At 51.2% G+C, this 25,273-nt stretch carries 19 protein-coding genes; 14 read left to right on the forward strand and 5 right to left on the reverse strand.

Features of this window, described 5'->3' with window-relative positions:
• Positions 1-84 precede the first annotated feature (84 nt).
• The 8 genes from L2731_RS13755 to L2731_RS13790 all read left to right on the forward strand — a co-directional run bounded on the left by L2731_RS13755 (position 85) and on the right by L2731_RS13790 (position 10,319).
• Positions 85-438: a DsrE/DsrF/TusD sulfur relay family protein gene (locus L2731_RS13755; protein ID WP_041509594.1), complete on the forward strand. Its 354-nt coding sequence runs from the start codon at positions 85-87 to the stop codon at positions 436-438.
• A gap of 109 nt (positions 439-547) precedes the next feature.
• Positions 548-1,912 (forward strand): bifunctional UDP-N-acetylglucosamine diphosphorylase/glucosamine-1-phosphate N-acetyltransferase GlmU, encoded by a 1,365-nt coding sequence (gene glmU / locus L2731_RS13760; protein ID WP_239853813.1) that lies wholly within the window; start codon positions 548-550, stop codon positions 1,910-1,912.
• A gap of 208 nt (positions 1,913-2,120) precedes the next feature.
• On the forward strand, positions 2,121-4,277 hold the full coding sequence (locus L2731_RS13765) for a TonB-dependent receptor (RefSeq protein WP_249253674.1): 2,157 nt from the start codon (positions 2,121-2,123) through the stop codon (positions 4,275-4,277).
• Between the two features lie 148 nt (positions 4,278-4,425).
• On the forward strand, positions 4,426-5,196 hold the full coding sequence (locus L2731_RS13770; RefSeq protein ID WP_160795513.1) for a DeoR family transcriptional regulator: 771 nt from the start codon (positions 4,426-4,428) through the stop codon (positions 5,194-5,196).
• Between the two features lie 45 nt (positions 5,197-5,241).
• Positions 5,242-7,071 carry a glutamine--fructose-6-phosphate transaminase (isomerizing) gene (glmS, locus tag L2731_RS13775; protein ID WP_239853811.1) on the forward strand — a complete coding sequence of 610 codons (1,830 nt, stop codon included), beginning with the start codon at positions 5,242-5,244 and terminating at the stop codon, positions 7,069-7,071.
• A gap of 180 nt (positions 7,072-7,251) precedes the next feature.
• Positions 7,252-7,713 carry a MerR family transcriptional regulator gene (locus L2731_RS13780; RefSeq protein ID WP_249253676.1) on the forward strand — a complete coding sequence of 154 codons (462 nt, stop codon included), beginning with the start codon at positions 7,252-7,254 and terminating at the stop codon, positions 7,711-7,713.
• A 2-nt stretch (positions 7,714-7,715) separates the two neighbouring features.
• Positions 7,716-9,959 carry a heavy metal translocating P-type ATPase gene (locus tag L2731_RS13785; protein WP_249253678.1) on the forward strand — a complete coding sequence of 748 codons (2,244 nt, stop codon included), beginning with the start codon at positions 7,716-7,718 and terminating at the stop codon, positions 9,957-9,959.
• Positions 9,960-9,968: 9 nt separating this feature from the next.
• Positions 9,969-10,319, forward strand: coding sequence for a cupredoxin domain-containing protein (locus tag L2731_RS13790; RefSeq protein WP_239853808.1), 351 nt, complete (start codon positions 9,969-9,971; stop codon positions 10,317-10,319).
• 112 nt (positions 10,320-10,431) lie between these two features.
• Here the strand turns inward: L2731_RS13790 and L2731_RS13795 are convergent, their stop codons facing one another.
• The 3 genes from L2731_RS13795 to L2731_RS13805 form a co-directional block, all read right to left on the reverse strand.
• Positions 10,432-10,971 carry a porin family protein gene (locus tag L2731_RS13795; protein WP_239853807.1) on the reverse strand — a complete coding sequence of 180 codons (540 nt, stop codon included), beginning with the start codon at positions 10,969-10,971 and terminating at the stop codon, positions 10,432-10,434.
• A 191-nt stretch (positions 10,972-11,162) separates the two neighbouring features.
• Positions 11,163-11,354 (reverse strand): DUF2061 domain-containing protein, encoded by a 192-nt coding sequence (locus tag L2731_RS13800; RefSeq protein ID WP_249253680.1) that lies wholly within the window; start codon positions 11,352-11,354, stop codon positions 11,163-11,165.
• Positions 11,355-11,495: 141 nt separating this feature from the next.
• A complete protein-coding gene (locus tag L2731_RS13805; RefSeq protein ID WP_160795499.1) occupies positions 11,496-14,165 on the reverse strand; it encodes a nitrate reductase in 2,670 nt (889 codons plus the stop codon).
• Positions 14,166-14,571: 406 nt separating this feature from the next.
• Between L2731_RS13805 and cobA the strand changes: the two genes are divergently transcribed.
• From cobA to L2731_RS13830, 5 genes are all read left to right on the forward strand, one after another.
• On the forward strand, positions 14,572-15,426 hold the full coding sequence (gene cobA / locus L2731_RS13810; RefSeq protein WP_239853803.1) for a uroporphyrinogen-III C-methyltransferase: 855 nt from the start codon (positions 14,572-14,574) through the stop codon (positions 15,424-15,426).
• An 18-nt stretch (positions 15,427-15,444) separates the two neighbouring features.
• Entirely contained in the window at positions 15,445-17,976 is a 2,532-nt protein-coding gene (nirB, locus tag L2731_RS13815) for a nitrite reductase large subunit NirB (protein ID WP_249253683.1), read from the forward strand.
• 11 nt (positions 17,977-17,987) lie between these two features.
• A complete protein-coding gene (nirD, locus tag L2731_RS13820; RefSeq protein ID WP_239853799.1) occupies positions 17,988-18,344 on the forward strand; it encodes a nitrite reductase small subunit NirD in 357 nt (118 codons plus the stop codon).
• A gap of 94 nt (positions 18,345-18,438) precedes the next feature.
• Positions 18,439-19,914: a NarK family nitrate/nitrite MFS transporter gene (locus L2731_RS13825; protein ID WP_249253685.1), complete on the forward strand. Its 1,476-nt coding sequence runs from the start codon at positions 18,439-18,441 to the stop codon at positions 19,912-19,914.
• 16 nt (positions 19,915-19,930) lie between these two features.
• Entirely contained in the window at positions 19,931-21,697 is a 1,767-nt protein-coding gene (locus L2731_RS13830; RefSeq protein WP_249253687.1) for a bifunctional protein-serine/threonine kinase/phosphatase, read from the forward strand.
• Positions 21,698-21,756: 59 nt separating this feature from the next.
• Here the strand turns inward: L2731_RS13830 and L2731_RS13835 are convergent, their stop codons facing one another.
• Complete coding sequence (locus tag L2731_RS13835; protein ID WP_249253689.1) at positions 21,757-22,659, reverse strand: 1,4-dihydroxy-2-naphthoyl-CoA synthase; 903 nt, start codon at positions 22,657-22,659, stop codon at positions 21,757-21,759.
• A 122-nt stretch (positions 22,660-22,781) separates the two neighbouring features.
• The gene (locus tag L2731_RS13840; protein WP_041509580.1) at positions 22,782-23,135 is read right to left on the reverse strand and encodes a hypothetical protein; all 354 of its coding nucleotides are present in this window, start codon (positions 23,133-23,135) and stop codon (positions 22,782-22,784) included.
• An 88-nt stretch (positions 23,136-23,223) separates the two neighbouring features.
• On the opposite strand from L2731_RS13840, the gene ccoG reads away from it, so the two are divergent.
• Positions 23,224-24,651, forward strand: coding sequence for a cytochrome c oxidase accessory protein CcoG (gene ccoG / locus L2731_RS13845; RefSeq protein ID WP_249253691.1), 1,428 nt, complete (start codon positions 23,224-23,226; stop codon positions 24,649-24,651).
• The last annotated feature ends 622 nt before the right edge of the window (positions 24,652-25,273 follow it).

The raw sequence follows: 25,273 nt of genomic DNA on the forward strand, positions 1-25,273 counted from the left end.
TGCTTCCTTTACGTGATCGGGTCTGACGTTTCGTATTGATTGCAATGATAGGCTGATGCTCCTGTTTTCACTGGAGGATAAGCCATGCAACAAGTCTTGATTGTCGTCAACGATGCGCCCTATGGGTCGGAGAAACTCTTTAACGCCCTACGCCTGGCGATACAGCTCAATGAGCAGACCCCAATGCCTAAGGTAAAACTGTTTCTCTTGTCAGATGCCGTGACGGGCGTGTTACCTAGGCAGCAACCGGGTGAGGGTTACAACCTACAGCAGATGCTAGAGATAGTACTGGCGCAGGGAGCCGAGGTGAAGTATTGCACCTCCTGTGTGCAGGCCCGAGGCCTCACCGAACTCTCTGTTATCGAGGGATGTATGAAGGCCACCATGGATGACCTCGCGCTCTGGCTGCTGGAGTCGGACAAGATAATCAACTTCTAAGCGGCTTAAAGGCGTGCCGTGTTCGCTTTTGCTGGCGCAATCTATTAAAATCGGCCGACTTAATTTGCATTTTCTTCTGTATCAGCAGTAATCACCCAAGGATATCTTCATGGCACTGAACGTCGTTATTTTGGCCGCAGGCAAAGGGACCCGCATGCGCTCAGACCTTCCCAAGGTTCTCCATCCCATCGCCCACAAGAGCATGGTGCAGCATGTGATAGACACCGCACATCAACTGGGAAGCGACGCGATTCAGCTGGTGTACGGATACGGTGCCGATAAGCTTAAGGCCCGCCTGGGCGAGCAGGCACTGAACTGGGTGTTACAAGCAGAGCAATTAGGCACCGGCCATGCGGTGGCACAGGCAAACGACAACATTAACGATGACGATACCGTGCTGATCCTCTACGGTGATGTGCCTTTGATTCAGGCTTCAACCCTGGAGGCGCTGCTGGGTGCACGTGACGATAACGGCCTGGCTATTCTTACCGTGAACTTGCCGGATCCTACAGGCTATGGTCGCATCGTGCGCGAGGCTGGTAAGGTCGTCGGGATTGTCGAGCAGAAAGATGCTAACGAAGAGCAGTTAAGCATCAAGGAGATCAACACGGGTATCATGGCGGCGCCGGGCAAGCAGCTAAAGGCTTGGTTGAGCCAGCTGTCGTCGGATAATGCTCAGGGCGAATATTATCTTACCGACATCGTGGCTATGGCTCATCGTGATGGCGTGAGTATCACCACGGCGCAACCCGCTTCGGCCATCGAGGTGGAGGGGGCCAACAATCGCGTACAGCTGGCCCAATTGGAGCGTGCCTATCAGGCGCGAGCAGCCGAAAAGCTGATGCTCGAAGGGGCTAACCTGCGCGACCCTGCCCGTATAGACGTGCGCGGCGAGGTGACGGTCGGCATGGATGTGATGATCGACGTCAATGTGGTCTTCCTGGGGAAGGTCACCATAGGTAATAACGTGACAATCGGCGCCGGTGCCATTCTCATCGATTGTGAAATAGCAGATAACGCCGAGATTAAGCCTTATTCTATTATCGAAAATGCGATTGTGGGTGAAGCCGCCAGTGCCGGTCCTTTTGCCCGCCTACGTCCAGGCGCCGAGCTCAAGCGTGATGCGCATATTGGCAACTTCGTCGAGATGAAGAAGGCCGTGCTGGGTGAAGGCTCCAAGGCGGGTCATCTGGCCTATATCGGCGACGCTCAAGTAGGGGCTGGCGTCAATATCGGCGCAGGAACCATCACCTGTAACTATGACGGTGCCAACAAGCACCTGACGGTAATCGAGGACGACGTGTTTGTCGGCAGCGATACTCAGCTGGTGGCACCAGTCACCATAGGTAAGGGGGCCACCTTAGGTGCGGGCTCAACCATCACCCGTGACGTGGCGGCCGATGAGCTGGTGATCACCCGCGTTAAGCAGCGTCATCTGACTGGCTGGGCACGCCCGGTGAAGCAGAAGAAATAGGCTGACTGCAGCGAAAGAAGCGACCCAGGTGGTCGCTTTTTTTATGCCTGTTTGTGCCAATGGAGGGCGAGCAAGTATCTGAGCGGGCTAATTTAGTGAACGAGATCTCCCTACAGTGTAAAGGGATGTAAATAAGCTTAAATAAAAATAATTCTCATTTATATTTGTCGCAACTTTCGTTTACTTGTCGTTTAGTGGTGAGGTTTGCATGTCATTTAAGTTGTGTTCGTTTAACTATTCTCCTGTCGGATTTGCGGTACTGGCCGCGCTGACGGCTACGCCCGCTTTGGCTGATGATGCCGAAAGCAGCCTGGTCGAAGCCAATATCGAACGCATCACCGTGACGGGGCGAACCTTTAACGACTATAAGGTTGGGGTCGCCTCGGGTGCCATGCGCGGCGATATAGATCTGATGGACACGCCACAGTCTGTGGCCATCATCCCCAACTTTGTGACCGATGAACAACTAGCGACCAACCTGTCTGAGGTACTGGTGAACGACTCTAGCGTGACCAGTGGCAGCGAGAAGTGGAATCGCCAGGTATTCAACATTCGCGGCTTCGAACTGTCATCGGGTTCGGGTTATCTGATCAATGGTCAGCAGCAGTGGTCTCACTATGTTCAGCCTATTGAGACCCTACAACAGGTCGAGGTATTAAAGGGACCATCTAGCATGCTCTATGGTCAGTCTGGCCCTGGCGGTCTGATCAACATGGTGACCAAGAAACCAACCTACGACACCTTGTTCAACCTGGGATTCGACACCGATGAACATGGTTCGACGCGTTTTCAGCTTGATGCCGGTGGCAGCCTGAATGAGGCGCAGACCATACGCTACCGCACGGTGCTGGTTAAGCAAGACACCCAATACTGGCGAACTTATTTTGGAGAGAATGGGCAAGACGATACTAACCAAGAGCGCGATCGCTGGTTAGGCTATCTGAACCTTGAGTTTGATATCACAGATGATCTTATGCTGTCGCTTAAGTATGACCATACCCAGGACAAGACGGGTATCGACCGCGGTGGCTGGTTAAATAGCGATGGCGAGCTAATTGGTGGTAGAGATATCATCTGGGATATGCCCTGGGCCTTTACCGACAACACCATCTCAAACCTGGGCGCCGAGTTGACCTATCATCTCAGCGACGACTGGCAGGTTAAGGCAGGTTATAACGATCAGCAGTTTAATCGTCAGCGTTTAGATTCTTCACCTAGCCTGCTAAAGGGCTCGGAAGATCCCTTTACCGATGGTTACACCATTAGTCCGTTCGACCGTTATGACGACTGGCAACATAAGACCGGCTTCATCGATTTCACTGGCATAGTTAATACGGGTAACGTTGAGCATCAACTCTTGATTGGAGCCAACATGCTGGACTACTACTATGGCCAACTAAAAGAGTCAGGAAAGAAAAACCAGCCAGTGATGCCGGGTCAGCCACTGCCTAAGCCTGATCTGGATTATCACAATGATCCTGATGGTAAATATGAATCCGACTACAAACACTATGGTTTCTATATTCAGGATCTGATGACCATCAACCAGCAATGGCAGTTGTTGGCTGGCGTACGCTACGATGAGCAGAAGAAGGACGGTAAGGGCAACAACAGCTATGCGGTATCGCCTAAGTTTGGGGTGATCTACTCGCCAGCCGAAAATGGCAGCATCTACTTCAACTACTCTAAGAGCTTCACGCCACAGGGGATGGTGAATGATCCGGATGATGTGAACGATCAGATGAATCTGGACCCAGAGTATGGCGAGCAGTATGAGGTCGGTACCAAGTGGGAGCTGTTCGATGGCAGTCTGCTGCTAACCGGCGCTGTTTTCGATATTACGGTATCCAATGTTACCGTGACCCAAGATCTTGAGGTGATCCCTACCAGTGGCGATAAGACGATCACCACTCAATCCGGTGAACAGCGTCATAAAGGCTTCGAGATGGGGGCCCAGGGACAGTTGAGCGACAAGTGGTTCATGACAGGATCTATGATGTATCTTGATGCCGAGTATCAACGGCCGGAAGAAGACAGACTCAACGGCAAGACGCCTGTGGACGCACCCGAATGGTCGGCTAACATCTGGACCCGTTACGAGATGACAGAAGACTTGGCATTTAACTTTGGTGCCGTCTACGTAGGTGAGCGATTTGCCAATACGGATAACACCATCACTAAGGATGCCTACGTGCGTTTCGATGTCGGCGCCGCCTATACCATGGATCTTATGGGCAGCGATGTCAGCGTGCGCCTTAACGTGAAGAACCTGTTCGATACCGACTATCTGGCTGGTGGCACCAATACCGATGTCACCGTAGGCGAGGGCCGTCACTTCGGTTTGGCGTTGGAGGCCAAGTTCTAGATTTACCCTGCCTAATTCTAGGTGCCGAGCCGCTATCTTAGATAGCGGCTTTTTTGTTTTTCGCTCAGTTTTGCGTCAATAGGGCTGGTAAAAAAGTTTCGAATCACTATAATTCATCTTTCGAAACGAAACTTAAGTGAAACTCTTTGTGAATAAACGAAACACTCAACAGCGCCGCCACAGCATTATTGCCGTCTTGAATGAGACCGGTGAGGTGAGCGTGGATGAGCTGGCTAATCGTTTCGAGACCTCTGAGGTCACCATACGTAAGGATCTGGCTGCGCTGGAGAAAACCGGCTTGCTGCTGCGTCGTTATGGTGGCGCCGTGGCCATCCCGGACGAGGTCACTCAGCAGTTTAGTGCCAAGATAGCACCCAATAAGCTATCGATTGCCGAGGCGGCGGCCAGGCTGATCAAAGACCATAACCGCATCATTATCGATAGCGGTAGCACCACCTCTGGCCTGGTACAGCAACTTAACGGCAAGCGGGGCCTGGTGGTGATGACCAACTCGCTGCAGCTGGCCAATGCCATCCACGAGCTGGAAAACGAGCCGACTCTGCTGATGACCGGCGGCACCTGGGATCCCCATTCAGAATCTTTCCAGGGGCAGGTGGCCGAGCAGGTACTGCGCTCCTATAACTTCGATCAGCTGTTTATCGGCGCCGATGGGATAGATCTCGCCCGAGGGACCACCACCTTTAACGAGCTGACCGGCCTTAGCAAGGTGATGGCCGAGGTTTCCCGTGAGGTGATCGTCATGGTGGACTCCGACAAGATAGGTCGGCGCATTCCTAACCTGGAACTGGCCTGGCAGCAGATAAGCGTGCTCGTAACCGACGATAGGGTCGATGAGCAGACGGTAAAACAGATTAGTGAGCAGGGGGTTGAGGTGATCCTCGCTCCCTACTCGAAATAGTATTTAAATTTTATTTTCATATTAGTGAGTAAGTAGGAAAAAACTATGTGCGGAATCGTTGGCGCAGTGGCGCAAAGGGATGTTGCGGAAATTCTACTCGAGGGGCTACGCCGCCTCGAATATCGTGGTTATGACTCTGCCGGTGTGGCGGTGATCCATAACAATGAACTGGCAAGCACGCGCCGTGTGGGTAAGGTGCAGGAGCTGTCTAGCGCCCTGGAACAGGCACCGCTCGTCGGCGGTACGGGTATCGCCCATACTCGCTGGGCGACCCATGGCGAACCTAGCGAGCGTAACGCTCACCCTCACCAGTCGAGTGGCGACATTGCCGTGGTGCATAACGGCATCATCGAAAACCACAATAAGCTGCGCGACATGCTAAAGGGCCTGGGCTATACCTTTAACTCAGACACTGATACCGAAGTGATCTGCCACCTGGTACACCATGAACTTAAGTCTCATGACACCTTGCTCGGTGCGGTACAGGCAACGGTTAAACAACTCGAAGGTGCCTACGGCACTGTCGTGATAGACCGTCGTGACAGCGAGCGCATGATAGTCGCGCGCTCAGGCAGCCCACTGGTAATTGGTTTTGGCTTGGGTGAAAACTTCGTCGCCTCGGATCAGCTGGCACTGCTACCAGTGACGCGCTCGTTCGCCTTCCTCGAAGAGGGAGACGTGGCCGAGGTGACTCGCCGCACAGTGAGCATCTTCGATGTCGATGGCAACGCGGTCGAGCGTGAAGTGAAAGAGTCTGAAGTGACCCATGATGCCGGCGACAAGGGCGAATACCGTCACTATATGCTTAAAGAGATCTATGAGCAGCCTCGCGCTATCGCTCATACCCTTGAGGGACGCATCGCCGGTGGCCATGTGCTGGATTCTGCCTTCGGTGAAAACGCAGCCGAGTTCCTAAAAGATATCAAACACGTGCAGATCATCGCCTGTGGTACCAGCTACCACGCGGGCATGGCGGCACGTTACTGGCTCGAGGATTGGGCTGGGGTTTCCTGTAACGTCGAGATCGCCTCAGAGTTCCGTTACCGTAAGTCGCACCTGTTCCCCAACAGCCTGTTGGTGACTATTTCGCAATCGGGCGAAACTGCCGACACCCTGGCGGCGCTGCGTCTAGCCAAAGAGATGGGCTATAAGGCGACCCTGACCATCTGTAACGCTCCGGGTTCTTCTCTGGTTCGCGAGTCGGATATGGCCTATATGATGAAGGCTGGCGCCGAGATTGGCGTGGCCTCAACCAAGGCCTTTACAGTACAGCTGGCCGGTCTTTTGATGCTGACTGCAGCCATCGGTCGTCACAACGGCATGTCGCCCGAGATGCTCGCCGAGATCACCCAGAGCCTGCAGTCTATGCCGGCCAAAGTGGAACAGGCGCTGGGCTTGGACGATGCCATCGCCGAGTTGGCCGAAGACTTTGCCGACAAGCATCACGCTCTGTTCCTGGGCCGTGGCGATCAATATCCTATCGCGATGGAAGGTGCGCTCAAGCTTAAGGAGATCTCCTACATCCACGCCGAGGCCTATGCCTCTGGTGAGCTTAAGCATGGCCCGCTGGCGTTGATCGATGCCGACATGCCTGTGATCGTCGTGGCGCCAAACAACGAACTGCTGGAGAAGCTCAAGTCGAACGTCGAAGAGGTGCGTGCCCGTGGTGGCCTCATGTATGTGTTTGCCGACAAAGACGCCGAGTTCGAGTCGGATGACACCATGAAGGTGATCCCTGTGCCACACTGTGACGACTACATGGCGCCGCTCATCTACACCATTCCGTTGCAGCTGCTGTCTTATCATGTTGCCTTGATCAAGGGCACCGACGTAGATCAGCCGCGTAACCTGGCAAAATCGGTTACGGTAGAGTAACTTGCGCTCTTAGTTAAATACCCCTTAATAAAAGCAGCCTCTCTAACGGCTGCTTTTTTTTATGCCTGCCGCTTTTTCACTACGCTTTCGATTTTTTCTTCCTGAGCTCCTTGACCTGTGTCTAACACATAGGTTTATAGTCAGAGCATGAGCTTTAAAACGTGTCTTGTTGGAGTGGTTATGCGCGTCAATCAACTAGCAAAGAATCTTAATATCACGGGGGATACCGTGCGCTTCTATACCCGCATCGGTCTGCTGAGCCCGGTTAAGTCTTCGGTCAATGGTTACAAGGACTATAGCGATAAAGATCAGTCGCGAATGCAGTTTATCCTGAGTGCCAGAAACCTGGGATTTAGCGTCGATGATATCAAGGTGATCTTCTCGCGCACGGATCAGGGCGAGAGCGCCTGCTCTCTGGTGCGTAAGATGATCCAACAGAAGCTCGAGGAGACAGAGAAGCAGTTCGAGGAGATGGTGAAGCTGAGACGCAAGCTGTCGAATGCTGTGGAGGATTGGTCCCACAAGCCGGACAGGGCGCCGACCGGCAACATGATCTGCCATCTAATCGAAGGCACTTATACAGAAAGCAGTCAGTTAGAAGCCAATCGTGAATCAAGCATGATGCCTAGCCTAGAGGATTGAAGATGGACACCAACAGAGTACAACTCAATATCATAGGCGCCGGTTGTGCCAGCTGCGTCGGTAAGATAGAGAAGGCATTAAAATCTGTGCCCGGTGTCGACTCGGCCGAGATGAACTTTGCCGAGCGCATCGTCGATGTCTCGGGCTCGGCAACGCCGGAGCAGCTGATTACGGCCGTCGAGGCGGCGGGTTATAACGCGACCCAGCTGCAGGCCGAGGCAAGCTTTGATGCCATGGATGAGAAGGAGCAGGCGGATCTCGACTATTACCACAGCCTACTGCGCCACACCTTTATCGCCCTGTCTGTCGGTATTCCCTTGATGATCTACGGCCTGTTTATCGGTGAGATGACAGTGTCTACTACCGCAGAGCAGCTGGCCTGGGGGCTGGTGGGGCTGGTGACCCTCTCTATCATGGTGTTGTCGGGTAGGCACTTCTATGTGGGGGCGTGGAAATCCTTTGTGCACCACAATGCCAACATGGACACACTCATCGCCTTAGGTACGGGGACCGCCTGGCTCTACTCTATGCTGGTGGTCGCTTTTCCGACCCTGCTGCCCGAGATGGCGCGCCATGTCTACTTTGAGGCCACGGCGATGATCATAGGTTTGATCAACCTGGGGCTGGCATTGGAGGTCAAGGCAAGGGGCAAGACCTCAGAGGCAATTAAGCGCCTGATCGGCTTACAGGCCAAGACTGCGCGAGTGATTCGTGATGGTAAGGAGCTGGATATCGATATCGCCCAGGTGCTGCAGGGGGATAAGGTACGGGTGCGCCCCGGGGAGAAGATCCCCGTCGACGGCGTGGTCATCGAAGGCAGTACCAGCGTCGATGAGTCTATGTTGACCGGCGAGCCCATTCCGGTAGAGAAGCATATCGACAGCGAAGTGGTCACAGGGACCTTAAACAAGTCGGGTGCCATCGTCTTTACCGCGACCCATGTGGGTAAAGACACGGCGCTGGCAAGAATCATCGCCATGGTGAAACGGGCGCAGAATTCTAAGCCGCCTATCGGTCGGCTTGCCGATGTGATCGCCAGCTATTTCGTACCTGCTATCATGATCATCGCCATCGTTAGCGCCATGGTGTGGTTTAACTTCGGCCCCGAACCTTCCATGGTGTTTGCCATCGTTTCGGCCACGACAGTGTTGATCATCGCCTGCCCCTGTGCCTTGGGGCTGGCGACCCCGATGTCTGTTATGGTGGGGGTGGGCAAGGCTGCCGAGTCTGGGGTATTGATCCGTAACGGCGAGGCGCTACAAACCGCCTCTAAGATCAGTGTCATGGTGTTAGACAAGACGGGCACTATTACCCAGGGCTCGCCTCAGGTCACTGACGTAGTCGTTACTCAGGCATCATCAATGGATGAGCAAGGGGTATTGGCCCTGGCGGCCGGTATTGAGCGTCACTCTGAGCATCCTTTGGCCGAGGCGATTGTCGAGTCGGCGACTCGTCGTGAAATTGAGCTTGAGGATGTCGAGGCATTTACCGCCATTTCGGGTCGCGGCGTACAGGCTCAATTGAATGGTCAGTCGCTGCTGTTTGGTAATCAGGCGTTGATGCAGGACTATGAGGTGGATATTCAGGCCTACCAAGCCAAGGCGCAGCTGCTGGCGGCGGAGGCCAAGACGCCCATGTATCTGGCGAGAGACAATGAGCTTATTGCCATCATAGCGGTGGCAGACCCTATCAAGCCTGACTCGGCCGAGGCGATCGCCCGGCTCAAGCATAATGGCATCAAGGTAGTTATGTTAACCGGAGATAATCAGGCCACGGCTGCCGCGGTTGCCGCAAAAGTTGGTATTGAGACGTTTTTCGCCGAGGTGATGCCCCAGGATAAGGCTGGCAAGGTGGCAGAACTGCAAAAAGAGGGCGAGATAGTGGGCATGACGGGCGATGGCATCAACGATGCCCCAGCGCTGGCGTTGGCTAACGTGGGCTTCGCCATAGGTACGGGCACGGATGTGGCTATTGAAAGTGCCGATATCACCCTGATGCGAGGCTCCTTGCACGGCTTGGCCGACGCGATAGCCGTGAGTAAGGCGACACTGAGAAATATTAAGCAGAACCTGTTTGGTGCCTTTATCTATAACGCCGCAGGTATTCCCATTGCCGCGGGCATTCTCTACCCCATGTTTGGCGTGCTGCTTAGCCCAGTGATCGCCGGTGCGGCCATGGCCTTCTCATCGTTGACCGTGGTGAGTAATGCCAATCGTCTGCGTCTGTTTAAAGCCAAAGCGCATTAGGAGGCTGGTATGTTATTTATTAATCTGATTTGTCTCGCCTTGATAGGTTTTATCGTCTGGTGGTTTTGGCTCTATTCGCCGGAGGCGGCCGTGAGTCAGGAGGGCATAGAGATAGTGGTTAAAGACGGAGTCTATACGCCTTCGCGTATCAAGATAGCAGCGGGTAAGGCGACGACACTTACCTTCCTTAGGCAGGACAAGTCGGCCTGTTCGGCGACTCTGCAACTGCCGGCGTTATCGATCAGCGAGGAGCTGGCATTGGATAAGCCTACGGTAATCAAGATTCCGGCCACGACACCGGGGGAATATGCATTTCACTGTCAGATGCAGATGTATAAGGGTGTGCTAGTCGTCGAATGAATGGGGCGACTGAAGGGTGAATGAAAGAGTCGCATAAGCGCCAAATAAAGGGATTGAGTATAAATGGTAGGCAAACCTTATCTTCAGATTTGCCTACTTTTTGCTGGGTAATTTAGAAGCGATATCCCAGGGCGAAAGTAAAGGTATGGGTATCGAGCAGGTCCATCGCCTGATAGTGATAGGTGAGGCCGAGATCCATGCCCGAAGCGAACTCCATGCGCCAGCCTAGTCCAGCCAGCAGGCCGGTACCGTCATCGGTAAACTTGCGGTCGTTGTTGTCGGTATCGGTAAACTTCAGCCGATATTGGTTAGCGCCGAGTTTAAATATCAAGCGGTTTCTCTGAGACAGGGGAAGGGTATACAGGGCCGCTGCTCGGAAGCTGTCGACATCGTCGAGTTGATTGCCAAAGCTAAAGAGGTTGGTGAGAAATACATCCTGTCGCATGTAACCCACTTCAACTCCCCATTCTGGGCTGAAATGGTAGCGATAGGCGAGATCATAATGGGTCTGGAAATCATCACCGTCGATAGCTCTGTCTGATGAGACATTGGTATCTCCTATACCGGCCCCGATTGACAGGGCGTGATGGTAATCTGAGGCGAAAGAGATAGGGGTGATAAGCAGACAGGCTGCGGTAAGAATAGCTTTCATGACAATCCTTTGAAAGATGATAACAACATAAATATCGAGATTGACTTATAGCAGAAGTCATCCGCAAAAGGTATAGGTAACTCGCTATTGATTGAAGTTATCCGCTATTTGTCTTGAGTTGTCTCTGTTATTAAACTAAAAAACAACAATCATAAAGCATTTATCACTTATATGATTTACCTGGTTGGCTGTTAGGCAAGTAGCGGTCGGGAGCGCTTCTCGATACGCTGCCACACCTTATCGTGCAAGTAGAAGACGATAGTGTTGATTGCCGGTTCAATAAGCGCCACCACTCCACCAATCACTATGCTACCCGTCAGTAGGTAGGTGATACCGAATGCGACACCGAAGTGTAATATTGCGAAAGTGATTGTCTTTGCCATGATGCAACTCCTCTTTAATTAACTTAAATGATAATCGTTATCATTTGTGGTGTAAATGAAATTGGTCAGATGGCTTTAATCTTAAAAAACGATTAATTTTGCATGTTTGATAGCTTTCGTTGGTTTACTCCTTTCCAATTTCTACTCATAAACCGTTTTTATTAATTCCTCTAATTCCGCAATGCAGCTTCCGCAGCCACTACCCGCCTCAGTCAGCGTCGTTAGTGTCGCGGTATCTTTGACCTCTTGTTGCTTTATGGCGCAGGAGAGTGTTTTCTCGCCGACCTGCTTGCAGGCGCAGATGATTCTGCCTTCAGCCAATGTCCCCTTAGGCTCCGTCGACAGCAGGCTGCTTAATAGGGTTGAAAGCTCATCCTGATCATTAAATAGTGCTGCAAACCAGGCATGGTGGCTCGGATCAAGTTGCTCACTCACTATGTAGGCAAATTGCACCTGCTGCTGGCTACTCTGGGCTAATCGATAACACTGTTGTTGGGGCGACTCGGCCATGACTTGGGTTATCTGTTGATATGGTGACAGGGCTTTTAGGCTTTTATTAAGCAACCCTGGTGACAGCTCACTGGCAATGAAATAACAAAACCCTCCCTTGATTGTCTGCTTTACCCAGTAGGGAGATTCGAGCCGCGCTAATGGTTGGCGACACACGAGTAATGCCTGACTCTGGGGGCTATAGCGGCGGATACTTACAGGTGTTGCTTTCATCTCAGGTTGACCTGAAATGGGGTCGATAAATGCCTTGCCAAGGGTACTGATCTTGCCGGCACTGGAGTTGCTATTGCTCCAGTGAATCGTCGAGAACGGCTCGCCGGGCTTAACCTCTTTGCCGACGTTGACCCTCAATAACGCCTTGCCCGTCACACTGGTTATCTCTGCAATGTCATGCTGATCGAGGCGATAAGCTGCGGCATCTTCGGGATGGATCTGCAGCTGTGGTTCTGGCTGATGTTGACATAGCCGAGCCGCCAAGGCGGTGCGTGTCATGGTGTGCCACTGATCCCGGCTGCGACCACTGTTGAGTTTCAGAGGAAACTGCTGATCACACGTTTGTGCTGAAGCAATATAGCGCACCGGGATCAGCCTGGCTCTGCGGTTATCGGTATTAAATCTGCCGTCTGCAAACAGGCGTTGATGGAACATTTGAGATTGCAATCGGTTAACAGGCCACTGCTGGGGAGCTAACCGATAATAATCGCTATCAGAAATATCGGCCAAGTCGCCGAGAACCAGCGCATTTTGGCTTAACCCATGAGCTTTGTTGGTGAGGGTGGCATATTCTCGGAATATCTGTGCTTCATGGCGATAGTTAAACCCATGAATAAATCCCATCTTTTTGGCCACTTCACTGATGATCCACCAGTCGGGTTTAGCCTCGCCCTGTGTGGTCGTTACCCTGCGCTGGCGCGATATGCGTCGTTCAGAGTTAGTCACTGTTCCCGACTTTTCTGACCAGCCCTGAGCCGGTAGCTTCACATCGGCTAATGCCAGAGTGTCGGTATCGGCCACACAATCTGATACCACCACAAAAGGACATTTGGCTAAGGCGGCTTTAATTTTATGGCTATCGGGCAGGCTGACGGCAGGGTTGGTAGCCATGATCCAGATGGCTTTAATTTTTCCCTCTGCAATTGCGTCGAACATATCTATGGCTTTGAGGCCGGGTCGGGTTGCTATTTGAGGCGCGCGCCAGAAGTCTCTCACAAGTTCACAGTTGCGGTCGCTAAAGTCCAAATGTGAGGCAAGCATATTGGCCAAGCCGCCCACTTCACGTCCGCCCATGGCATTGGGTTGCCCGGTAATAGAAAAGGGGCTGCTGCCGGGTTGACCTATTTTTCCCGTGGCCAGATGACAATTGATGATGCTATTGACTTTATCTGTACCCTGAGTGGATTGATTAACGCCTTGAGAATAGAGGGTTAATACTTTATCGCTGTGGCCAAATAGCTCAAAGAACTGCTTTAGCTGTACAGGACTTATCTGCAGCTGTTTAGCGGTCTGCTCCAGGGTGAGTTTATCTTGCTGTGCACTTTGTAATGTGGCTTCAAAACCCTGAGTGTGTTGCTCGATATAGTCGTGATCGAGCAATTGATTATCGGCGAGGTAAGCCAATAGGCGATTAAATAACAGTACATCTTTACCGTTAGCAAGGGCTAGATGCAGATCGGCATCATAGCATGAGGCGGTTTTTCTGGGATCTATCACCACCAGTTTGCAGTCGGGGTTTTGGGCCTTTGCCGCTTTTATGCGCTGAAAGAGGATGGGATGACACCAGGCTAGGTTTGAGCCCACAAGAATGATGAGATCGGCGGCCTCAATATCCTGATAACAACCGGGCATCGAATCACTGCCAAAGGCGCGTTTGTGACCCGCAACGCTCGAGGACATGCACAGTCTCGAATTGGTATCGACATTTGCGCTACCAATAAAGCCTTTCATCAGTTTATTGGCGACATAATAGTCTTCCGTTAATAGCTGGCCTGATAAATAGAAAGCCACCGAGTCGGGGCCATGTTTTGCTATGGTTTGCTGAAATTGCTCAGCCACGGTCGATATTGCCTTATCCCAACTCACTCGTTGGTTTTCGATCATTGGAAACTTAAGTCGATGGGTGTCCGATAGCGTTTCCCCTAATGCTTGTCCTTTAGAGCAAAGTTTACCTAAGTTGGCCGGATGGCTCTTATCACCGCGAATGAGTAGTGCACCGTTACGCTGCGGTTTTGCTTCGACACCGCAACCCACACCACAATAAGCGCAGGTTGTTTTAATCCAAGGAGTTATCGGATTTTGGCTCATGAAAACCTCTCTCTGCCGGATGGAATGGTTTTAAATTTACTTTTTGGAAAGCAAGTGGTAGGCCATGATGGTTTTATGTCTGACATTGGTTTTTAAAGTTGTTATAAAATAATATCTTGAAATTTAATTTTTATAAATATACCTATTTAGAGGTGTGTGGTTGGTGCTATATTTTTCATTGGCTTAGGATAAATGTTCAATAATGATCATTGTTTGCACGATTAGTGTGCGATCTAATTTGTTTTCAAGTCCTTAAAAACATCAATTTTTGCCTTTTATTTTTACGTGTATTTAATTATCTATTTGATTTTTAACTACTTAAATCATTAACCAGTGCCTTTTTAAATTTGTTGGCATCAAGTTTGCTCAATACTTGTTCAGTTGGCGATAACATTGAGGCTTAATTATGAACGAGCATGAGCAAACCCCTCACCACAGTGTCATCAATATCGGCTTTGGCGAGACTGGAAAGCCTGCATGCCAGGGGCGTGTCAGTCTAGTGGGCGCTGGGCCTGGTGATGCAGAGCTGCTGACCCTAAAGGCGATGCATATTATTCAGCAGGCAGATCTGATTATTTATGATCGCTTAGTCAGTGATGAGATCTGTGCCTTATTCCCAGCAAAGACGCCGGCCTTATATGTAGGCAAGGCTAAGCATGAACACAGTGTCGAACAAGAACGCATCAACGAAATCCTGGTTGAGCAAGCCTTACTGGGAAAACATGTCTGCCGTTTAAAAGGCGGGGACAGTTTCATCTTTGGCCGCGGGGGAGAGGAGATCCTCTCTCTTAAAGCGCAAAACATCTCTGTTGAAGTGGTGCCTGGCATTACCGCCGCCTCTGGCTGCACCTCTTATGCCGGTATTCCTTTAACCCATAGAGGGGTTTCCCAAGGCACCACCTTTGTTACCGCCCATGCTGAATCAGAGCTACGGCTCAATTGGCAGAGTCTGGCGATGTTGCAGCACACCTTAGTGTTTTACATGGGGCTAAGTAAGGCATCACTTATCGCTAAAGAACTCATTCAAGCCGGGCTAGCCAGCCATACCCCTGTGGCGCTCATCGAGCGTGGTTGCTCTAAAGAGCAGAGAGTTATCAGCGGTTTACTAAGAGAACTGCCCAATCTGGTGGTTAATCACCAGCTGCAATCGCCCACTTTAATTGTGGTGGGGCAAGTGGTGGATCTTGCGTCCCAGCTAAGTTGGTTCGAGCAGCAAGCGCAAGCTAAAGACAAGTATATATCGGCCCGTTTGAGTGCCTAGCGATATAAGGAGAGCAAGATGGATAACATATCTGTACTCGTGGTGGGCAATGGCATGGTTGGCCACAAGTTTATCGACAATATCTTAGCCAGCGAAGCGGCGGATAATGTGCAACTAATCACCTTCTCAGAAGAGCCCAGATTGGCGTACGACAGGGTACAGCTGAGTGCCTATTTCAGTGGTAAGACAGAGCAAGATCTGGCGTTAACCGATGAGGCTTACTATCGTCAGCACAAGGTCGATTTTCTGCTAGATACCAAGGTGATAAGTATCGACCCCACTGCGCATACCGTATTGACCGATAAGGGAAATACCGTGGCTTATGACAAGCTGGTGCTGGCGACTGGCTCTTATCCCTTTGTGCCACCAATTCCCGGCAATGATCAACCCCACTGTTTGGTTTACCGCACCATTGCCGATCTTGAGGCGATCACCGAGTCGAGTTGTCATAGCCAGTGCGGGGTGGTGATCGGCGGTGGCTTGCTGGGGCTTGAGGCGGCGAATGCCCTGAAAAATCTCGGCCTGGAAACCCATGTGGTGGAGTTCGCTCCAAGACTAATGGCGGTTCAGCTCGATGAAGGCGGCGCGAATCTATTGCGCCATCAAATAGAAGCTTTAGGTGTGCAGGTACATACCCAAAAGGCGACGACAGAGATTGTCTCGGGTGAGCAAAGTCGTTACCGATTGAATTTTGCCGATGGTACACATCTTGAAACCGATATGGTGGTGTTTTCTGCCGGGATCCGGCCACAGGATGAGCTGGCTCGACAGGCGCAGCTGGAGGTCGGTGAGCGTGGCGGTATAGTGATAAATGACTTTTGCCAGACCAGTGACCCAGACATCTATGCGGTGGGCGAGTGTGCCCTGTGGCAGGGGCGTATTTTTGGGTTGGTGGCGCCTGGCTATACCATGGCGGCGGTCGCCGCGGCGCATCTATCTGGCGGCGAACTCGCCTTCAAGGGCGCCGATATGAGCACCAAATTAAAGCTTCTTGGTCTGGATGTCGCCAGTATCGGTGACGCCCACGGGCAGACTGAGGGGGCGCAGTCTTACACCTTTCATGATGAGATAACTCAGGTTTATAAGCGTCTGGTGGTCAATCAGGCGGGAGATCGAGTATTGGGGGCGGTATTGGTGGGTGATGTCAGCGCCTATGGCCAGCTGCTACAGATGATGCTCAATGATATGCCACTGCCGGATCATCCTTCGGCGCTTATCTTACCTCAAGTCGAGGGGGAGGGGGCTGCTGGCATGGGCGTCGAAGCCTTACCCGCCAGCGCCCAAATCTGCTCCTGCTATGACGTGAGCAAAGGGGATGTGGCCGCTGCCGTGGCTAACGGGGCTATCGATATGGCCATGATAAAGAGTTGCACTAAAGCCTCCACCGGCTGCGGAGGTTGCAGCGCCTTGGTCAAGCAGGTGATGGACAGTGAGCTCGCCGCTTTGGGCCATGAAGTGGATAACAGCTTGTGTGAACACTTTGCCTATACCCGTCCTGAGCTGGTGGATATTGTGCGGATTAAGCAGATCCGTAGTTTCGATGAGCTGTTAGCCAGTCACGGTAAGGGGTTGGGGTGTGATGTCTGTAAGCCTGCCGTTGCATCGATTCTGGCTTCCTTCTGGAACGATTATATCCTCGAAGATGCCCATATCGGACTACAAGACACCAATGATATCTATTTGGGCAATATGCAAAAAGATGGCACCTACTCTGTGGTGCCACGCATCGCCGGTGGTGAGGTGACTCCCGATAAGTTGATCCTGTTAGGCGAGGTGGCTAAGGAGTTTGATCTCTATACCAAGATCACCGGTGGTCAGCGAATCGACCTGTTTGGTGCGCAACTGCATCAGCTGCCGCTGATCTGGCGCAAGCTGGTGGATGCAGGGTTTGAGACAGGCCACGCCTACGGTAAGTCGGTGCGTACGGTGAAGTCCTGTGTGGGTGACGCTTGGTGTCGATATGGGGTTAAGGACAGTTTAGGGTTCGCTATCGATATCGAAAATCGATACAAGGGCTTACGTTCCCCCCATAAGTTAAAGTTTGCCGTCTCAGGCTGTACTCGTGAGTGTGCCGAAGCCCAATCTAAAGATGTCGGCATCATTGCCACCGAACATGGCTGGAACCTCTACGTTGGCGGCAATGGCGGCATGCGTCCAAGACATGCCGAGCTGTTTGCCACAGGGCTTGATGACCAGACCTTGATCCGCTATATCGACCGATTCCTGATGTTTTATATTCGCAGCGCCGAAAGGCTACAGCGCACTTCAGTGTGGATTGAGAACCTCGAAGGGGGTCTGGAGTATCTTAAATCCGTGGTGATCCATGACAAGCTGGGGCTGGCTGACGAGCTGGAAGCTGAGATGGCCGGCAACATAGCTAAGTATCAATGCGAATGGAAAACCACGCTGGAAAATCCGGAAAAGCTCAAACGTTTTAAGCATTTCGTTAATGCCGAACAAGAGGATAGCTACTTGGCCTATGAGGTAAAGCGTTCACAGCGTATGCCGGCCAAGTCCAGTCAAATCATAGATGTATTAACCGTTGAATAGGGAGACAAGTGATGAACCTAGCAATCGATAAGGTGCAAGATCTTTGGGTATCTGTGTGTTCGCCACAAGATATTACTCCCGGTACCGGGGTGTGTGCCTTGGTTGGAGGGCGGCAGGTGGCGCTGTTTTGTTGTCGTCAGACACAGGCCTTTTATGCGATTGATAATTTCGATCCTATCGGCGGCGCCAGTGTGTTATCTCGGGGGATCATGGGATCGATTGCAGGTGAGCCTGTAGTGGCCTCTCCTCTGTATAAGCACTATTTCAATCTCAATACCGGTCGCTGTATTCAGACTCCGGAGCATCAACTGAACACCTACCCGGTGCGCATCAGTGGCACTGAGGTTCAAATAGGTATTAACAGCTAACCATTAATTTTATTAACGCTAAAGCATGCTACATGAGTGTGGCAGGGGACTTTGCAACTAAAAATTGCCCTAATCCCCGGTTAAGGAGAGTTCCATGAGTACAGATAATCGCTTTAATTTACTGAGCTTTACCGGAAAAATGAAGGTGCTACACCTGAGCTGGATGGCGTTTTTCATCACCTTTGTGGTGTGGTTTAACTTTGCGCCGCTGTTGCAGTCGGTTAAGGCGTCGTTAGGGCTCACCACGGCCGAAATCAAGACGCTGCTTATTCTTAATGTTGCCTTTACTATCCCGGCGCGGGTGGTCATAGGCATGCTTACCGATCGCTTTGGACCTCGCATCATCTATTCGGGGTTACTGGCCATTTGTGCGTTGCCCTGTTTTGCCTTTGCGCTAGCAGACAGCTTTGTACAAGCCGCGATAGCGCGTTTTCTGCTGGGGTTTATCGGTGCCGGCTTCGTGGTGGGAATACGTCTGGTGTCGGAATGGTTTCCCCACAATGAGCTAGGTACGGCCGAAGGGATTTACGGTGGTTGGGGCAATTTTGGTTCGGCGGCGGCCGCATTTACCCTGCCAACGCTTGCCGTGCTCTTTGGTGGAGAAGATGGCTGGCGTTATGCCTTGGGGCTGACCGGGGTGATCAGCCTGGTATTTTCCTGGGTGTTCTACCTTAATGTGGCCGATACCCCAAAAGGTTCGACCTATTTCAAGCCGAAGAGTCTCACGGCGATGGAGGTGACCTCAAAAGGCGACTTCATACTGCTTCTGATAATGAAACTGCCTATGTATGGCGCGCTGGCACTATTGGCGTGGAAGCTGTCGCCAGCGGGCGTCGCTATGTTGAGCGATGTCAGCATTTATGGCATCTACCTCGGCTTGCTGCTGCTCTACCTCTATGAAGTCTCTCAAGTATGGAAAGTGAATAAGAGCGTATTTGAAGGGCCGGTACCTGAGATCCATAGATATAAGTTTAAGCAGGTTGCGGTGTTAAATATTCTCTATTTCGCGACATTTGGTTCAGAACTGGCCGTGGTGTCTATGTTGCCGCTGTTTTTTGCCGAGACCTTCGCGCTCACTCCCGTGATGGCCGGCATGGTGGCCTCGGCCTATGCCTTTATGAATCTTATGTCGCGTCCAGGTGGCGGTTGGATCTCAGATAAATTTGGTCGTAAGCCCACCCTGTTGATATTAACGGCTGGATTAGCGGCGGGTTATTTTCTGATGGGACAAGTAAACGGTGAGTGGCCGGTATGGGTTGCCGTGGCTGCGGCGATGGCATGCTCTTTCTTTGTGCAGTCGGGAGAGGGGGCCGTGTTTGCCACAGTGCCACTGATTAAGCGTCGCATGACGGGGCAGATTGCCGGTATGACGGGGGCTTATGGCAACGTGGGGGCCGTGTGCTACCTGACAGTATTATCCTTTGTAGATTACAGCACCTTCTTTTATGTGATTGCGGCCACCGCGGTACTCGGTTTTGTTGCGCTGACTTGGATGGAGGAGCCTAGGGGGCAAATGGCTGAAATAAACCAAGATGGTAGTGTTACCTTGATCGATGTGTCGAGCCGTTGAGCGAGAGGCTAAGTCGATGAATGCTCATCCTAAGCTTGTCGAAGCGGTAAATTCAGCGCGGACGCCCGGGCAGACCAGGCGGTTGGCGTTGAGTTTCGGCGGCAGTTCATGTGCTGGGGTTAGGCTGCAGAATCAGGATGCATTTGCCGTGCACCATAGTGTCGATAGCCATCAGTTGCTGCATAAAGGGGTGGTGGCTTGTATTGCCGATGGTGTGAGCTGTAGTCAAAATGGTCAGCTGGCTAGCCAGCTTTGTGTGACTCAATTTATCGAAGACTATTTGAGTGCTCCCGACAGTTGGGGAGTCAAACATGCGGCAACTAAAGTGCTGAACGCCTTGAACATATGGCTTAACCATCACAGTCAGCAGACGGCACTGCGGCATAATGGTTACGTGACCACCTTCAGCGCCTTGGTATTTAAGTCTAACCGGCTGCACCTTTTTCATGTGGGTGATTGCCGGGTCTATCGACTAAGAGAGGGCGAGTTAATTCAGCTTTCTAAGGATCATTGTCATCAGGGATTTGGTGAAAAAGGCTTTCTGACTCGAGCCTTGGGGATGGACAGTCATTTAGAGGTGGATTACCAGAGTCATGAACTGCAGCCGGGCGATCGCTATCTGTTAACCACAGATGGCGTCCACGATAGCCTCAGCTTGAGTCGGCTAAGAGATGTGGTCGCTGGCAACGAGCATTTAGAGGTGTTGGCCAGGCAGTTGACCTCGATGGCTTTAGCCGAAGGGAGCCAGGATAACAACAGCTGTCTATTGTTACAGGTGGACTCATTGCCTTATGCCGATGCTCAGGGGTTAACCTTGTCGTCATCGCAGAAAGTGATCCCGCCTGTGATGACGGTTGGCAATACCATAGATAACCTTGAGGTGCTCAAAGTTCTGTACAGCGGTACACGCAGTCATATCTATCTTGTGAAGCTGTTGGGAACTGACGCCGTATATGTACTCAAGGCTCCTTCACTTAATTTCAGCGAGGATGGGGATTATCTGGCGAGTTTCGTGCGAGAACAGTGGCTGGGGCAGCGAACCCAGCACCCATCTCTGATGAAGGTTTATCCTAGTGAATCTACTTTCTTGTATCATCTTTGTGAATATATTCAGGGACAAAGCCTAAGGCAGTGGATGTATGACAATCCTGCTGCCGATATAGGTAAGGTTAGATCCATACTGGAGGGGATAGTCGTTGCGGTTAGAGCCCTGCAACGCATGGGAGTGATACATAGGGATATAAAACCGGAAAACCTGATGCTTACCTCGGATGATAAAGTGGTGTTGATCGATTATGGCGCCGCCCAGATAGACGGCTTGGCAGAGTTGACTCCAGCGACTCAGGAGGCGTTACCACTTGGTGCCGTGGGATATATCGCCCCCGAATATTTGCAAACGGGGATGGCGTCTCATCAGGCGGATATATTCTCGATTGGAGTCATAGTCTATGAGATGTTGAGCGGGAAATTCCCCTATGACACAGGTCGGTCTCTATCCATTTATCACCATAGGAACAGGGACTGGTGTTATACCTCTTGTCGTCAGTATCGAGAGTCTGTCCCCTTGTGGCTCGACCTGGCACTCGAGAAGGCGTGCCATCCAGATACCCGCGTAAGGTATCAGTCCATGTCTGAGATGCTGTTGGATCTGAATAGTCCTAATCAACAGATGGTGCAGAAATATCAGTCACAGCCCTTTATTGAACGTGAGCCGATTATGTTTTGGAAGGGGTTAAGCGTATTGCTCCTGCTGATAGTGGTGTTGCAAGCTTTGCTATTGTGATGCAAGCGGTTGAACAGGCCAAAGCGATGGCCTGTTCTGGGTTGTCGCGTAATAACGGCTTAGTAGTGCCAAGGGAATTTAGAGAAATCCTGATCCCGCTTTTCCAGGAAGGCATCGCGGCCTTCAACTGCCTCGTCGGTACCATAGGCCAGACGGGTGGCCTCGCCGGCAAACAGCTGCTGGCCCACCAAACCATCGTCCGGCAGGTTAAAACCGTATTTCAGCATGCGCATGGCGGTTGGCGACTTAGAGTTGATCTCTTTACCCCACTTCAGGGCCTCGGTTTCCAATTCGGCATGGGGAATGGCGCGATTGACCATTCCCATATCGAAGGCCTCTTCTGCGTTGTAGTTAAAGCCGAGGAAGAAAATTTCCCGGGCGCGTTTCTGGCCTATCATCTTAGCCAGATAGGCGCTGCCATATCCTGAGTCGAAACTGCCTACATCCGGGTCGGTTTGTTTGAATATCGCATGCTCTTTAGAGGCCAGGGTCAGATCGCAGACGACATGCAGGCTATGCCCACCGCCGACAGCCCAACCTGGCACGACGGCAATCACCACCTTGGGCATGAAACGGATCAGGCGTTGTACCTCTAAGATGTGCAGGCGCCCCATGCGGGCCAAGTCGGGTTTATCAGTCTCTTGGCCCTCATACTTGTAGCCATCCTTACCGCGGATGCGCTGGTCGCCGCCTGCGCTGAAGGACCATTGTCCCTTGGCCGATGGACCGTTACCCGTCAGGAGTACACAACCTACATCTGACCATTGGCGGGCATGATCCAGGGCGATATAGAGTTCATCGACCGTCTTAGGGCGAAATGAATTGAGGCAATCAGGGCGATTGATGGCGATACGTACCGTGCCCTGATCTTTGGCCCTGTGGTAGGTAATATCTTCAAAATCAAATCCAGGTACTCGATCCCATAAGGAGGGATCAAAGATATCGGAAACCTTGTCTGTCATGTTCGTAACCCTATGTGTGTCGCATCGAGAAGATGAGCCAAGGCTAGGCTCATTATGAGTAGAGATCAATTAGGCTGCAGAAAACCGTGCACTGGGCATAGCTTTCTGCCGCCTTTGAGGGATTATCTGAGCTTGTCGCAGATAAATTGCTGGTTATCTTTGCTCAATTTATCAAAGCGATTACTGCTGTTGTCGCAGTATTTCTCTTTAAACTCGATTACCGTGTCTCTGGACTCGAGAATATCGTCCAGCGCAGCCAACTCCTGTCGAGTCAGTCGCTCGGCAATTTGTGTCTTGAACATCGCAATGTTCTTGTCTACTCGGATGATCTGGGTGCCCGTCATCGAATCGAGTTTACGTTCGATTCGCTTCAACAGGGCATCCGTTTGCGCGATGGGCTCATCGAGTTTGTCTGTCTCGGTTGCTAGATAATAGAGTAATCCTATCCCTGCACCTAAAATAATCCAGCCTCTCATTATTTATCCAACCATGGTGAACAATCAGTATTAGAAATGTATAATAAGCCAGTTTTCATGGAATATTAAAGCTGTAAGGCTGTTAAATATGAACGCAGAATCAAATAAAAAGGATTATTCCAAGGCTGAACGGATCAAAATTCATCAGCCCGACGAGAATAAATCCGATCGTTTTAATCCCCGCAATCGTATTTATGTTAGAGCAATAGAAGGATTTTGGACTCAGCTACGTCGCCGCTTAGGCTGGGTTGCTATGCTCTTCTTCCTTATCTTGCCCTGGATTCCCTGGGGAGACAGACAAGCCGTCTGGTTTAACCTGGGTGAACAGAAGTTTCATATCTTCGGCCTAACCATTTGGCCTCAAGATCTGACCCTACTCGCTGCATTATTAATGATAGCCGCGTTTGGTCTCTTTTTTGTGACAACCTATCTTGGCCGTGTCTGGTGTGGTTATACCTGCCCGCAGACGGTGTGGACCTTTATTTTCATCTGGTTCGAAGAGAAATTTGAAGGTGCGCGTAATAAGCGAATGAAATTGGATCAGATGCCCTGGAGCTTTAATAAGGTCTGGCGCAAGACGGCCAAGCATCTCTCCTGGTTATTGGTGTCGCTATTAACGGCCATGACCTTCGTCTCCTATTTCGTGCCGACCACCGAAGTCTACGTCGACGTCTTTACCGGCAGCGCCTCGGGGGCCATCTATTTCTGGGTAGCCCTGTTTACCGTAGCTACCTATGGTAATGCCGGCTGGATGCGCGAGATCATGTGTATTCATATGTGTCCATATGCTCGCTTCCAATCGGCCATGTTCGACAAGAATACCTTTATCGTGGGTTATGACACCAAGCGCGGTGAAAGTCGTGGCCCCCGCTCACGCAAGGCCGATCCTAAGGCGCTTGGTCTGGGCGACTGTATCGACTGTGATCTTTGTGTGCAGGTATGTCCAACCGGTATCGACATTCGTAACGGTCTGCAATATGAGTGCATCAACTGTGGGTCTTGTATCGATGCCTGTGATACCACCATGGAGCGCATGGGTTACGAAAGAGGCCTGATCGCCTATACCACAGAAAATAAACTCGAAGGCGTCAAAGAGAAGGTACTTCGACCTAAGTTATTAGGTTATGGTGCGGTATTGGCATTTATGGTCTTCGTCTTTATATATGCGACTGTGACTATTGCCCCTGTGCGTATCGATATTATTCGCGATCGTAACCAGCTCTTTAGGGAGAATAATCAGGGGCTGATCGAGAATACCTTTACCCTGAAGATCTTAAATAAGACTGAAGCCAAACATGAATATCAACTCAGTGTCGAAGGTCTGCCTGATTATGAGTGGTACGGCCCACAGTCTGTGACCATTGAGGGAGGCGAGGTGCTGACGTTGCCTGTAAGTGTTGCCGTCGATCCCGTGGGGCTGTCGCGTGCCATGACTAAGGTCGATTTCAAGGTGACGACAGTATTAGATGGTGAAACCGTAGAGGCGACCCAGGAGTCGCGCTTCTTTAGCCAATAGGCTGGCAGTTAACGGTGAAACATCTTAAAAGGGGCTTTTTAGCCCCTTTTTTATACGTAATGCCTGATAATTGCCCGCTTGATCATCAAAGTGTCATTTTCTTTCAAAAAGCCCTTGCGTAAAAGAATCGTCTCCCTATAATGCGCATCCACTGACACGGCGCAGCAACTTCTTCAACGGGTGAAAGCCTGATAAATAGAGGGGTTCAGCCTAGTCAAAGACTCTGGTTAGTAAGCGGTTATACGCACTATGCTGAGTCAGGCAGAAAGTGGTTTAAGGCTTTCAAATGTCGCCTCCTGGTTAAAGAATCGACGCTTGAAAAACTTCTTAAAATTAACCCTTGACGCCAACATCGGGAAGTGTAGAATACGCATCCCTAAGCCGACGGCCCAGCGCTAACGGCGGCATCCAAAAGTAAGGATGCAATGCTCTTTAACAAGATAAAACAAGAAATCTGTGTGGACACTCACAGGTATTGAGTTAATCGAAAACGATTTAAATCTCAATGCAATGATGAGAGTCCATAGCAATATGTACAAGCATCCTTAGATTCTTCCGAGTCTAAGTGATGAATCAGAATTCATTGAGTCGGACTTAGGTCCACAAAAACTTTTAATTGAAG

It is taken from the genome of Shewanella aquimarina, from assembly GCF_023349185.1.
Taxonomy (GTDB): Bacteria; Pseudomonadota; Gammaproteobacteria; order Enterobacterales; family Shewanellaceae; genus Shewanella; species Shewanella aquimarina.

Excerpts from the sequence above, each read along its gene's own strand:
- L2731_RS13825 (WP_249253685.1), top strand. The coding sequence starts at position 18,439 with ATGAGTACAGATAATCGCTTTAATTTACTGAGCTTTACCGGAAAAATG.
- L2731_RS13785 (WP_249253678.1), top strand. The coding sequence starts at position 7,716 with ATGGACACCAACAGAGTACAACTCAATATCATAGGCGCCGGTTGTGCC.
- L2731_RS13795 (WP_239853807.1), bottom strand. The coding sequence starts at position 10,971 with ATGAAAGCTATTCTTACCGCAGCCTGTCTGCTTATCACCCCTATCTCT.
- L2731_RS13780 (WP_249253676.1), top strand. The coding sequence starts at position 7,252 with ATGCGCGTCAATCAACTAGCAAAGAATCTTAATATCACGGGGGATACC.
- nirD (WP_239853799.1), top strand. The coding sequence starts at position 17,988 with ATGAACCTAGCAATCGATAAGGTGCAAGATCTTTGGGTATCTGTGTGT.
- L2731_RS13840 (WP_041509580.1), bottom strand. The coding sequence starts at position 23,135 with ATGAGAGGCTGGATTATTTTAGGTGCAGGGATAGGATTACTCTATTAT.
- ccoG (WP_249253691.1), top strand. The coding sequence starts at position 23,224 with ATGAACGCAGAATCAAATAAAAAGGATTATTCCAAGGCTGAACGGATC.
- L2731_RS13805 (WP_160795499.1), bottom strand. The coding sequence starts at position 14,165 with ATGAGCCAAAATCCGATAACTCCTTGGATTAAAACAACCTGCGCTTAT.
- glmS (WP_239853811.1), top strand. The coding sequence starts at position 5,242 with ATGTGCGGAATCGTTGGCGCAGTGGCGCAAAGGGATGTTGCGGAAATT.
- L2731_RS13790 (WP_239853808.1), top strand. The coding sequence starts at position 9,969 with ATGTTATTTATTAATCTGATTTGTCTCGCCTTGATAGGTTTTATCGTC.
- cobA (WP_239853803.1), top strand. The coding sequence starts at position 14,572 with ATGAACGAGCATGAGCAAACCCCTCACCACAGTGTCATCAATATCGGC.
- nirB (WP_249253683.1), top strand. The coding sequence starts at position 15,445 with ATGGATAACATATCTGTACTCGTGGTGGGCAATGGCATGGTTGGCCAC.
- L2731_RS13835 (WP_249253689.1), bottom strand. The coding sequence starts at position 22,659 with ATGACAGACAAGGTTTCCGATATCTTTGATCCCTCCTTATGGGATCGA.
- L2731_RS13830 (WP_249253687.1), top strand. The coding sequence starts at position 19,931 with ATGAATGCTCATCCTAAGCTTGTCGAAGCGGTAAATTCAGCGCGGACG.
- glmU (WP_239853813.1), top strand. The coding sequence starts at position 548 with ATGGCACTGAACGTCGTTATTTTGGCCGCAGGCAAAGGGACCCGCATG.
- L2731_RS13765 (WP_249253674.1), top strand. The coding sequence starts at position 2,121 with ATGTCATTTAAGTTGTGTTCGTTTAACTATTCTCCTGTCGGATTTGCG.
- L2731_RS13800 (WP_249253680.1), bottom strand. The coding sequence starts at position 11,354 with ATGGCAAAGACAATCACTTTCGCAATATTACACTTCGGTGTCGCATTC.
- L2731_RS13755 (WP_041509594.1), top strand. The coding sequence starts at position 85 with ATGCAACAAGTCTTGATTGTCGTCAACGATGCGCCCTATGGGTCGGAG.